At 59.4% G+C, this 10,938-nt stretch carries 10 protein-coding genes; 8 read left to right on the top strand and 2 right to left on the bottom strand.

The genetic code is table 11. The features are described from left to right. Positions 1–54 precede the first annotated feature (54 nt). A complete protein-coding gene (gene rne / locus JFU47_RS09760; RefSeq protein WP_201182685.1) occupies positions 55–3,255 on the bottom strand; it encodes a ribonuclease E in 3,201 nt (1,066 codons plus the stop codon). Positions 3,256–3,956: 701 nt separating this feature from the next. Here rne and rluC point away from each other — a divergent pair. Genes rluC through JFU47_RS09745 form a run of 3 tightly spaced genes read left to right on the top strand, consistent with a single transcriptional unit; the run spans position 3,957 to position 6,582 of the window. Next, positions 3,957–4,919: a 23S rRNA pseudouridine(955/2504/2580) synthase RluC gene (rluC, locus tag JFU47_RS09755; protein ID WP_046049069.1), complete on the top strand. Its 963-nt coding sequence runs from the start codon at positions 3,957–3,959 to the stop codon at positions 4,917–4,919. After that, positions 4,906–5,568: an HAD-IA family hydrolase gene (locus tag JFU47_RS09750; protein WP_201182684.1), complete on the top strand. Its 663-nt coding sequence runs from the start codon at positions 4,906–4,908 to the stop codon at positions 5,566–5,568. Before rluC ends, JFU47_RS09750 begins: the two co-directional genes overlap by 14 nt. Positions 5,569–5,592: 24 nt before the next feature. Beyond that, positions 5,593–6,582 (top strand): S49 family peptidase, encoded by a 990-nt coding sequence (locus tag JFU47_RS09745; RefSeq protein ID WP_140676255.1) that lies wholly within the window; start codon positions 5,593–5,595, stop codon positions 6,580–6,582. Positions 6,583–6,638: 56 nt separating this feature from the next. On the opposite strand, the gene JFU47_RS09740 is transcribed toward JFU47_RS09745, so the two are convergent. Continuing rightward, a complete protein-coding gene (locus JFU47_RS09740; RefSeq protein WP_201182682.1) occupies positions 6,639–7,217 on the bottom strand; it encodes a Maf family protein in 579 nt (192 codons plus the stop codon). A 105-nt stretch (positions 7,218–7,322) separates the two neighbouring features. On the opposite strand from JFU47_RS09740, the gene JFU47_RS09735 reads away from it, so the two are divergent. The 5 genes from JFU47_RS09735 to fabG all read left to right on the top strand — a co-directional run bounded on the left by JFU47_RS09735 (position 7,323) and on the right by fabG (position 10,885). Further along, on the top strand, positions 7,323–7,850 hold the full coding sequence (locus JFU47_RS09735) for a YceD family protein (protein WP_004371317.1): 528 nt from the start codon (positions 7,323–7,325) through the stop codon (positions 7,848–7,850). A gap of 13 nt (positions 7,851–7,863) precedes the next feature. After that, entirely contained in the window at positions 7,864–8,046 is a 183-nt protein-coding gene (rpmF, locus tag JFU47_RS09730) for a 50S ribosomal protein L32 (RefSeq protein ID WP_008152339.1), read from the top strand. A 4-nt stretch (positions 8,047–8,050) separates the two neighbouring features. Next, complete coding sequence (gene plsX / locus JFU47_RS09725; protein ID WP_074878985.1) at positions 8,051–9,061, top strand: phosphate acyltransferase PlsX; 1,011 nt, start codon at positions 8,051–8,053, stop codon at positions 9,059–9,061. A gap of 125 nt (positions 9,062–9,186) precedes the next feature. After that, entirely contained in the window at positions 9,187–10,125 is a 939-nt protein-coding gene (gene fabD / locus JFU47_RS09720; RefSeq protein WP_123364795.1) for an ACP S-malonyltransferase, read from the top strand. A 16-nt stretch (positions 10,126–10,141) separates the two neighbouring features. Continuing rightward, entirely contained in the window at positions 10,142–10,885 is a 744-nt protein-coding gene (gene fabG / locus JFU47_RS09715; RefSeq protein WP_123364796.1) for a 3-oxoacyl-ACP reductase FabG, read from the top strand. Positions 10,886–10,938: the final 53 nt, after the last annotated feature.

Genomic DNA, 10,938 nt, shown 5'->3' with positions numbered 1-10,938 from the left:
ATAAAAAAAGCCCCGCCTGGATCACCAGGCGGGGCTTTTTAGTGGCCGATGGAATCAGACGAGAGGTTTAGGCTCGTGTTCTTTTTCCAGGGCTTGCTCGTGTTGCTCTACCGCGTCCTGAACGGAGCGCGGTGCTTCGTCGATCACCGATTCAACGGGTTCGGCAGCAGTGACTTCAGCAGCCGGGGCAGGTGCTGCCTCGACGACTTCAGCGACAACCAGTGCTGGTTCGACAGCAGCCGGAGTAGCAGCGGCAGCCAGTTCAGCTTCTTTCTGCAGACGCTCGGCTTCACGCTTGCGGCGACGCACTTCACGTGGGTCGTTCGGCGCACGGCCACTTGGCGTCAGGGCGCTGACAGGGGCAGCTTCGACTTCCGGTGCGGCCACTTCGGCAACAACCGGCGCTTCAACCACCGGAGCAGGCTCGGCAGCAGCAACCACTGGCTCGGACACCATGGCCTCGGCTTCTGGCGCTTCGGCGGCGACTGGCTCGGCAACCCAGTTGAACGCGGTTTGCTCTTCGCGAACTTCACGGACAGCTTCGGTTACTGTTTCGGTGGCTGTTTCGGCAGCCGGTTCTGCGGTAACTACTGGCTCAGCGGCAGCTTCAAATACAGGCTGTGCTTCACGAACCGGTGCCACTTCGATTTCCGGGGCGGCGGTGGCTTCGACCGGAGTCGTTGCTTCAACCACTGGCGCTTCCACTGGAGCAGTTTCCAGGGTGGCGGCAGTCGCGCGTTCGGCTTGCTCGTTAGCCTGTGCTTCGGCTGGAGCGCTGATCACGGTGCTGGCAACGGCTGCGGTAACAGCCAGGCCGGCGGCCAGATCGGCAGCGCTTGGCGCTTCGTTGGTTTCAGCAGCTTCGTTACCTTCGGCGGACTCGGATTCTTCCGAACCTTCGATCACATTACCGTTGGCATCGCGTTGACGCTCGCGACGGTTGCTGCGACGACGCTGGCCACGGGAGCGGCGGCGTGGACGATCGCCTTCGGCGCCGTCCTGGCCGTCTTCCTGCAGTTGCTCTTCGTTGGTAACCAGCTCTTCTTCGGCAACGGCGGCAACGGCTTGCTCGGCACGTGGCTGACGTTCTTCACGCGGTGGGCGTGGAGCACGTTCTTCGCGTGGCTGACGGGCTGGACGCTCTTCAGCGGTAGCAGCAGCGGCGGCGGCCGGAGCGGCATCCAGAGGCTCACGCAGTTCACGAACCGGGCGTTCTTCACGATCGCCACGTGGCTTGCGATCTTCGCGAGGAGCGCGCGGTGCACGTTCTTCACGAGGGGCACGAGGTGCGCGTTCTTCACGTGGAGCGCGTTCTTCGCGGGCTACGGCTACTGCTGGCGTTTCCTCGCGGGCTTCACGTGGCTCACGTGGTGCGCGCTCTTCACGCGGTGCACGTTCCTCGCGAGGCTTGCGCTCTTCATCGCGGCGACCGTTACGGTTGCGGCTCTGCTGACGACCGTTGCGACGCTCTTCGTTACGGGCCGGACGCTCGGTGGCTGGTTTTTCAACCACAACCGGCGCAGCAGGCTCTTCTTTGGTCGCGAACAGGCTGACCAGCGACTTCACCAGGCCTTTGAACAGGCTTGGCTCTGGCGCGGCGACCGGCGCGGCAACAGGTGCGGCAGCGACGACTTCGGTCGGAACCGGAGCGTTGGCGCGGGCCGGAGCCGTCTTGACCGCGGCTTCCTGGCGAACCAGGGTGCGGGTCGCAGCGGCTGGCTGGACTTCTTCGACTTCGGCAGCGGCAGCAGCGATTTCGTAGCTGGACTGGCCGACCGCGGCTTCCGGGCTGTCATCGCGCAGACGCTGAACTTCGAAGTGCGGCGTTTCGAGGTGATCGTTCGGCAGAATGACGATGCGGGCACGGGTGCGCAGTTCGATCTTGGTGATCGAGTTGCGTTTTTCATTGAGCAGGAACGCAGCGACCGGGATCGGCACTTGGGCGCGAACTTCGGCAGTGCGGTCTTTCAGGGCTTCTTCTTCGATCAGGCGCAGAATCGCCAGCGACAGCGATTCAACGTCACGGATGATGCCGGTGCCGTTGCAACGCGGGCAAACGATGCCGCTGCTTTCGCCCAGGGATGGACGCAGGCGCTGACGGGACATTTCCAGCAGGCCGAAGCGCGAGATGCGACCGACTTGCACGCGAGCGCGGTCGGCTTCCAGGCATTCGCGGACTTTCTCTTCCACGGCGCGCTGGTTCTTGGCAGGGGTCATGTCGATGAAGTCGATGACGATCAGGCCGCCGATGTCGCGCAAGCGCAACTGACGGGCGATTTCTTCGGCGGCTTCAAGGTTGGTCTGCAGAGCGGTTTCTTCGATGTCGCTGCCTTTGGTGGCGCGCGCCGAGTTGATGTCGATGGACACCAGGGCTTCGGTCGGATCGATAACGATGGAACCACCGGAAGGCAATTCAACGACGCGCTGGAAAGCGGTCTCGATCTGGCTTTCGATCTGGAAACGGTTGAACAGCGGAACGCTGTCTTCGTACAGCTTGATCTTGCTGGCGTACTGCGGCATCACCTGGCGGATGAAGGTCAGGGCTTCGTCCTGGGCTTCAACGCTGTCGATCAGCACTTCGCCGATGTCCTGGCGCAGGTAATCGCGGATGGCGCGGATGATCACGTTGCTTTCCTGGTAGATCAGGAACGGCGCGGAGCGATCCAGCGAGGCTTCTTTGATGGCGGTCCAGAGTTGCAGCAGGTAGTCGAGGTCCCACTGCATTTCTTCGCTGCTGCGGCCCAGGCCAGCAGTGCGAACGATCAGACCCATGTCGGCTGGTGCAACCAGGCCGTTCAGGGCTTCACGCAGTTCGTTGCGCTCTTCACCTTCGATGCGACGGGAGATACCGCCGGCACGCGGGTTGTTCGGCATCAGAACCAGGTAACGACCGGCCAGGCTGATGAAGGTGGTCAGGGCTGCGCCCTTGTTGCCACGTTCTTCTTTTTCGACCTGAACGATGACTTCCTGGCCTTCGCTCAGGACGTCCTTGATGTTGACGCGGCCTTCAGGGGCTTTCTTGAAGTATTCGCGGGAGATTTCTTTAAGGGGCAGGAAGCCGTGGCGCTCAGAGCCGAAATCGACAAAGGCAGCCTCAAGGCTTGGTTCGATGCGAGTAATTCGGCCTTTATAGATGTTGGCCTTTTTCTGCTCGCGTGCACCGGATTCGATGTCCAGGTCGTAGAGGCGTTGGCCATCTACCAGTGCAACACGCAACTCTTCGGGTTGAGTTGCGTTAATCAGCATTCTTTTCATGTAGTACCGTCGGTTTCCGGGCTGCCGGAAACGGCGTTCGGCACACACGACTTCTCATGGTCGGTGTCAGGTGCGTCAGGAGTGGTTGGACACTCCAGTGTCTAGCGAACCCCGACCAATTGGGCCGGCGTCGCGACGTACGCGTCCTGCTTGCTGTGGCTACTTAAGCACTCAGTCAGGAGGAGGAATCAACCAGCGGCTGTGGACGAGATGAAGCGTCTTGATAAAGCCTATTGCTACACAGTCCAGCGGTTGTGCATCTCCACCCTACACGTATCCCTGATAATTCGGGTGCTGCCGCGCGCAGAATCCGCAGCGGGTTGGCATTTACCGTGAGCTCCGAAAGGGGGAGGTCACGCATCATGGCTAATTTAGGCGTTGTTTCCGAAGCATTCGCTCGGGGTTGTTCGTAGCTGACTGCACTTTGTGAACTGGCCGTGAATATTTGCTCGCAAGGCGAGTGAAAACTCTGCTTTGCGGCATGCTTCAGGCCTCATGTCACCTGCGCTCGTTACAACTGCAAACTCTACCGTTTCGTAGCGAAAGCCCCGTAGGACGGCCTCTCGTCCTCGTGAATTGCGTTGGTCAGGGCCGGTTTTTGACCGTTAGTCCGCTGTCCAGGCCACTTTTGGCGGCGTTCGCGACTATAGCAGCAATGATTAAGTGCTTCAATTCCATAAAAAATTGTTATCATCCGCGCCATGACGACTACTGCCCCTTCGACCCCAGCCGTACAACTGCTGGAGGTCTCGCCGGAATATGCCGGCCAACGTATTGATAACTTCCTTCTCGCTCGGCTCAAAGGCGTGCCCAAGACCTTGATTTACCGCATTTTGCGCAAAGGCGAAGTGCGAGTGAACAAAGGTCGGATCAAGCCCGAATACAAGCTGCAGGCGGGCGATATCGTGCGCGTGCCGCCGGTTCGCGTGCCTGAGCGCGACGAGCCTGTGCCACTGGCCCAAGGCCTGCTGCAGCGCCTCGAAGCCTCGATTGTGTTCGAGGACAAGGCGTTGATCGTGATCAACAAGCCTTGCGGCATCGCGGTTCACGGTGGCAGCGGCTTGACTTACGGGGTGATCGAAGCCTTTCGTCAGTTGCGTCCCGATTGCAAGGAGCTCGAACTGGTTCACCGTCTCGACCGTGACACCTCCGGCCTGTTGATGATCGCCAAGAAGCGCAGCATGCTGCGTCACTTGCACACGGCTTTGCGCGGCGATGGCGTCGATAAGCGCTACATGGCGCTGGTTCGCGGCAACTGGGCAGCCTCGATCAAGCAAGTCCGGGCGTCGCTCGGCAAGAGCAACCTGCGCTCCGGCGAGCGTATGGTCGAGGTCGACGAGGAGGAGGGCAAAGAGTCCGTGACCGTGTTCAAGGTCCTGCGTCGTTTTGGCGACTTTGCCACCCTGATCGAAGCCAAACCGATTACCGGCCGGACTCACCAGATCCGCGTCCATACCCTGCACGCCGGGCATTGCATCGCTGGCGACACCAAGTACGGCGATGAAGGCTTCAGCAAAGAGATTCGTGACCTGGGCGGCAAACGTCTGTTCCTGCACGCCTACATGCTGACCGTGCCGCTTCCGGATGGTGGTGAGCTGAAGTTGCAGGCACCGGTCGACGAGATGTGGGCCAAAACCGTGGAGCGATTGAGTGCGCCCATCTGATTACAAGCTGCTGATTTTCGATTGGGACGGCACTCTCGCCGACTCCATTGGTCGGATTGTCGAGTCGATGCATGTCGCATCCGAGCGCTCCGGGTTTCAGTTGCGCGATGATTTTGCCGTCAAGGGCATCATCGGTCTGGGCTTGCCGGAAGCGATTCGTACGTTGTATCCGCAAATCAGCGATGCCGAGCTGATCGCATTCCGTGAGCATTATGCGGATCACTACATCGCCTCGGAGGCTGTTCCTTCGCCGTTGTTCGAGGGTGTGGTCGAGTCGATGGAAGCGTTTCGTGCCGAGGGTTATCACTTGGCGGTCGCGACCGGCAAGGCCCGTCGCGGGTTGGATCGGGTGTTGAAATCTCACGGCTGGGAAGATTATTTCGATATTACCCGCGCGGCCGACGAAACCGCCAGCAAACCCCATCCGCTGATGCTGGAGCAGATCGTTGCTCATTGTGGGGTTCGCCCGGAGCAGGCGCTGATGGTGGGCGATTCGTCCTTCGACTTGCAGATGGCGCGCAACGCCGGCATGGATTCGGTGGCCGTCAGCTATGGCGCGCAATCGATCGAGGCGTTGAAATTATTCGAGCCGGCACTGGCCATTGATCGTTTTTCAGAATTGCATGCCTGGCTGAGTCAGCGGGCTTAATAGGTTTTTGCTGGGGTAGATGTCATGACCGACGAATGGAAAGCGCCCGCCAAGGCGAGCGCAGAGAGCGGTGACGAGAAAAGCTGGAAGCTGCTGGAAAAGACCCTGCTGGCCAGCGTGCAGGAGCAGCGCCGGTCCCGTCGCTGGGGGATTTTCTTCAAGCTGCTGACCTTTGTGTACCTGTTTGGTGCGTTGATCCTGTTCACGCCGCTGATGGACATGGAAAAAGCTGCCACCCGCAGTGGTAACTACACCGCGCTGATCGACGTGACCGGCATGATCGCCGACAAGGAGCCTGCCAGCGCTGACAACATCGTCGGCAGTCTGCGTGCAGCCTTCGAGGACGAGAAGGTCAAGGGTGTCATCCTGCGAATCAACAGTCCGGGCGGCAGTCCGGTGCAGTCGGGCTACGTCTATGACGAAATTGTCCGTCTGCGCGGCTTGCACCCGGATACCAAGGTGTACGCGGTGATCTCGGATCTGGGTGCTTCCGGTGCTTATTACATCGCCAGTGCGGCGGATCAGATTTACGCCGACAAGGCGAGTCTGGTCGGTTCCATTGGTGTGACGGCGGCCGGTTACGGCTTTGTCGGCACCATGGAGAAGCTCGGCGTCGAGCGTCGGACTTACACGTCGGGCGAGCACAAGTCGTTCCTCGACCCGTTCCAGCCGCAGAAGCCCGAGGAGACTCAGTTCTGGCAGGGCGTGCTGGATACGACACACCAGCAGTTCATCAATAGTGTGAAAAAGGGCCGTGGCGACCGTCTCAAGGACAAGGAACATCCGGAGCTGTTTTCCGGGTTGGTCTGGAACGGGGAGCAAGCTTTGCCGCTGGGCCTGATCGATGGTCTGGGGAATGCCAGTTCGGTGGCGCGTGACGTGATCGGCGAGAAAGAGTTGGTGGATTTCACCGTTCAGGAATCGCCGTTCGATCGCTTCTCGAAAAAACTCGGAGCCAGCGTGGCTGAGCATCTGGCGATGTGGATGGGCTTTCAGGGACCTTCGTTGCGCTGATTTTCTCGCTGCATAAAAAAACCGGCTTTTGCCGGTTTTTTTAAGTCAAAAGATCTTTAAGGTATCTGCACACCTTCGGCCAGCAACATGTCCACCAGGCAAATCAATGGCAGGCCGATCAGGCTGGTGGCGTCAGGGCCTTCGGTGCTTTTAAACAGGCTCACCCCCAAACCTTCGGCTTTGAAGCTGCCAGCGCAGTCGTAGGGCTGTTCGGCGCGCAGGTAACGTTCGATGCGTGCGGTGTCGAGTGTGCGCATGTTCACGGTGAACGGCACACAGTCGACCTGGCAATCGCCGGTCTGGCTGTTGAGCAGGGCCAGGCCGGTAAGGAAGGTCACGCGGTTGCCGCTCGAGGCCAGTAATTGTTCGCGGGCCTTTTCGAAGGTGTGCGGTTTGCCGATGATCCGATCGCCAAGTACGGCGACCTGATCGGAGCCGATGATCAGGTGAGCGGGATGGCTGCTGGCCAGCGCGCGTGCTTTTTCCTCGGCGAGGCGTTTGACCAGCTCGATGGCGGACTCGTCCGGACGATGGCTTTCGTCAATATCCGGTGAGCTGCAGGTAAACGGCAGCTGCAGGCGGGCCAGCAATTCCCGGCGATAAACCGAGCTAGAAGCGAGTAATAAAGGCAGCATGCGCATCTCCAGAAGACAGGCACGAATTCTAGCGAGGCTTCCAAGTGACGGACAGGGCTGAATTTCCTTTGACATGGCTGGGGGCATCCCTATAATGCTGCGCCTATGTTGAATGACCCGATTCCACCTCACGTTGACCCGCGCAAATTGGCTGATCGTGGCACCACCCTTCAAGGTGAACTGCTGCTGGCCGATTTGGAGAGACTCTGCGACCCGCTTTCCGATACTGTCGGTACGGTGCAGGCTAAATTCGTTTTTGAACGAGATGAACGTAAGTCTGTGGTAATCCACAGTTTTATCGACACCGAAGTCAAAATGGTTTGCCAGCGTTGTCTTGAGCTGGTCACCCTGCCGATCCATAGCGAATGCAGTTATGCTGTGGTGAAGGAGGGTGCGAATACCCAGTCGTTGCCGAAAGGTTATGACGTGCTGGAACTGGGCGAAGATCCTTTGGATCTGCAGTCACTGATCGAGGAGGAGCTTCTGCTCGCCTTGCCCATTGTGCCTGCTCATCATCCGGAAGAATGCCAGCAGCCGGCGGGTCTCGATGAGCCCGAACCGAGCGAGGACGAGGTAACGCGGTCCAACCCGTTCAGTGTATTGGCGCAGTTAAAGCGTGACCCAAACGTTTAGGAGTTAATCAATTATGGCTGTTCAGCAGAACAAAAAATCCCGCTCTGCCCGTGACATGCGTCGTTCGCACGACGCCCTGACGGCAAGCACTCTGTCTGTAGAAAAAACCACCGGTGAAATTCACCTGCGTCACCACGTATCGCCAGAAGGCGTATACCGTGGCCGTAAAGTGATCGACAAGGGCGCTGACGAGTAATCACTTGTCTGCTCAAGTCATCGCGATTGACGCAATGGGCGGGGACTTCGGTCCCCGCAGCATTGTTCAGGCCAGCCTTGCTTGTCTGTCTGCTACGCCCTCGCTGCACCTGACCCTCGTCGGTCAACCCTCCCTTCTTGAAGAATTGCTCTCTGGCCAATCGGCTGTGGATCGCTCGCGTCTGTCGATCGTGCCGGCGTCCGAAGTCATCACCATGGACGAAAAACCTGCCCAGGCCCTGCGCGGCAAGCCCGACTCGTCGATGCGCGTGGCGCTGGAGTTGCTGCGCGATGGCAAGGTCCAGGCCTGCGTCAGCGCCGGCAATACCGGTGCGCTGATGGCGTTGTCGCGGTTTGTGCTCAAGACCTTGCCAGGCATTGATCGGCCGGCGATGGTGGCGGCGATTCCGACGCAGAAGGGTTATTGCCAGTTGCTCGACCTGGGCGCCAATGTCGATTGCAGCGCCGAGCATCTATTGCAGTTCGCTGTGATGGGGTCGGTGGCGGCGGAAACCCTGGGCATCGTTCGTCCGCGAGTGGCGCTACTGAATATCGGTACCGAAGACATCAAGGGCAACCAGCAGGTCAAGCTCGCTGCAACATTGTTGCAAAGTGCCCGTGGTATCAACTACATCGGTTTTGTCGAAGGTGACGGTGTGTACCGTGGCGAGGCGGATGTGGTGGTGTGTGACGGTTTTGTCGGCAATATCCTGCTCAAATCCAGCGAAGGCCTGGCGACCATGATTGCCGCGCGCATCGAAGCCTTGTTCAAGAAAAACCTTGCGTCGAAAGTGGTCGGTGCTCTGGCATTGCCGCTGATGAAGCGCTTGCAAGCTGATCTCGCGCCTGCGCGGCATAACGGTGCAAGCTTCCTCGGGTTGCAGGGGATTGTGGTCAAAAGCCATGGTTCGGCGGGGGTCCAAGGCTTCCAGAGTGCCATTCAGCGCGCCTTGATCGAGATCCAGGAAAACCTGCCGGAACGCATTCACGGTCGTCTTGAGGATTTGTTGCTTTAGGCGTTTTCGTCGGACAATGCTTAAATGTGACCGCTCAGTTCAATTTGCCATCCAACTGTCAGTTTCTTGCGTCCCCCAAGCGGGACGTCAATTCTCCGACGACAAGATCATTAGGGGCTTGTTACATGTCTGCTTCCCTCGCATTCGTCTTTCCGGGACAGGGTTCGCAGTCCCTCGGCATGCTGGCCGAGTTGGGCGCACAACATCCGGTTGTCCTCGAAACATTCAAAGAAGCTTCCGATGCTCTGGGTTACGACCTGTGGGCACTGACCCAGCAAGGGCCGGAAGAGCAACTCAACCAAACCGATAAAACCCAGCCGGCCATTCTGACCGCCTCGATTGCCTTGTGGCGTCTGTGGCTGGCTGAAGGCGGCGCGCGTCCGGCTTATGTTGCCGGTCACAGCCTGGGCGAATACAGCGCTCTGGTCGCCGCGGGCAGTCTGAGTCTGGGCGACGCGGTGAAGCTGGTTGAACGCCGTGGTCAGTTGATGCAGGAAGCCGTTCCGGCCGGGCAAGGTGGCATGGCTGCCATTCTCGGTCTGGACGATGCTGATGTGCTGGCAGCCTGTGCCGAAGCGGCGCAAGGCGAGGTGGTCAGTGCGGTCAACTTCAACTCCCCTGGCCAAGTGGTCATCGCCGGTGCCAAGGCAGCGGTCGAGCGTGCCATCGAAGGCTGCAAGGCCCGTGGTGCCAAGCGCGCCATGCCTTTGCCGGTCAGCGTGCCGTCCCATTGCGAGCTGATGCGTCCGGCAGCCGAGCGTTTCGCCGAGTCGATCGCAGCGATCGACTGGCAGGCGCCGCAGATCCCGGTGGTTCAGAACGTCAGCGCCCATGTGCCGGCTGATCTGGAAACCCTCAAGCGCGATCTGCTTGAGCAGCTTTACAAGCCTGTACGCTGGGTCGAATCGGTTCAAGCGTTGGCTGCCAAAGGCGCTACCCAGTTGGTCGAATGCGGCCCAGGTAAAGTGCTGGCTGGCCTGAACAAGCGCTGCGCCGAAGGCGTGTCGACATCCAACCTCAATACCCCCGACGCCTTCGCTGCCGCTCGCGCAGCGTTGGCCTGAATCAGGAGAAGCCTGCATGAGTCTGCAAGGTAAAGTTGCACTGGTCACTGGCGCGAGCCGCGGTATCGGCCAGGCTATCGCCCTGGAACTGGGTCGTCAGGGCGCCATCGTTATCGGCACCGCGACGTCTGCCTCGGGTGCCGAGCGCATTGCGGCAACCCTGAAGGAAAACGGGATTCAAGGCACTGGCCTGGAACTCAATGTCACCAGCGACGAATCCGTTGCGGCAGTACTGGCGAGCATTACATCGCAGTTCGGTGCGCCGGCGATCCTGGTCAACAATGCCGGTATCACCCGCGATAATCTGATGATGCGCATGAAAAATGACGAATGGCATGACGTCGTCGATACCAACCTGAACAGTCTGTTCCGCCTGTCCAAGGGCGTTTTGCGCGGTATGACCAAAGCCCGTTGGGGACGAATTATCAGTATTGGCTCAGTTGTGGGTGCCATGGGCAACGCAGGCCAAGTAAACTACGCAGCCGCCAAGGCCGGTCTGGAAGGTTTCAGCCGTTCATTGGCGCGTGAAGTCGGTTCGCGTTCGATTACGGTAAACTCGGTGACCCCTGGGTTCATCGACACCGATATGACCCGCGAACTGCCCGAGGCACAGCGTGAAGCCTTGCAGACGCAGATTCCGCTGGGCCGTCTGGGGCAAGCTCAAGAGATCGCGTCTGTGGTCGCTTTTCTTGCGTCCGACGGTGCGGCTTACGTTACTGGGGCTACAATCCCGGTGAACGGCGGGATGTACATGAGTTAAATGTGACGGGTTGCTTCAAAAAAATGTCATACGAGCTGTCTAAAATCCGTTAT

Source organism: Pseudomonas sp. TH39(2020), from assembly GCF_016650715.1.
GTDB lineage: Bacteria > Pseudomonadota > Gammaproteobacteria > Pseudomonadales > Pseudomonadaceae > Aquipseudomonas > Aquipseudomonas mandelii_C.
This window is presented reverse-complemented; position numbering and strand designations above follow the sequence as displayed.

What these genes read in the sequence shown, in the direction of transcription:
- rne (WP_201182685.1), bottom strand. Translation starts at nt 3,255, where the DNA reads ATGAAAAGAATGCTGATTAACGCAACTCAACCCGAAGAGTTGCGTGTT.
- rluC (WP_046049069.1), top strand. Translation starts at nt 3,957, where the DNA reads ATGACGACTACTGCCCCTTCGACCCCAGCCGTACAACTGCTGGAGGTC.
- JFU47_RS09745 (WP_140676255.1), top strand. Translation starts at nt 5,593, where the DNA reads ATGACCGACGAATGGAAAGCGCCCGCCAAGGCGAGCGCAGAGAGCGGT.
- JFU47_RS09740 (WP_201182682.1), bottom strand. Translation starts at nt 7,217, where the DNA reads ATGCTGCCTTTATTACTCGCTTCTAGCTCGGTTTATCGCCGGGAATTG.
- JFU47_RS09735 (WP_004371317.1), top strand. Translation starts at nt 7,323, where the DNA reads ATGTTGAATGACCCGATTCCACCTCACGTTGACCCGCGCAAATTGGCT.
- rpmF (WP_008152339.1), top strand. Translation starts at nt 7,864, where the DNA reads ATGGCTGTTCAGCAGAACAAAAAATCCCGCTCTGCCCGTGACATGCGT.
- fabD (WP_123364795.1), top strand. Translation starts at nt 9,187, where the DNA reads ATGTCTGCTTCCCTCGCATTCGTCTTTCCGGGACAGGGTTCGCAGTCC.
- fabG (WP_123364796.1), top strand. Translation starts at nt 10,142, where the DNA reads ATGAGTCTGCAAGGTAAAGTTGCACTGGTCACTGGCGCGAGCCGCGGT.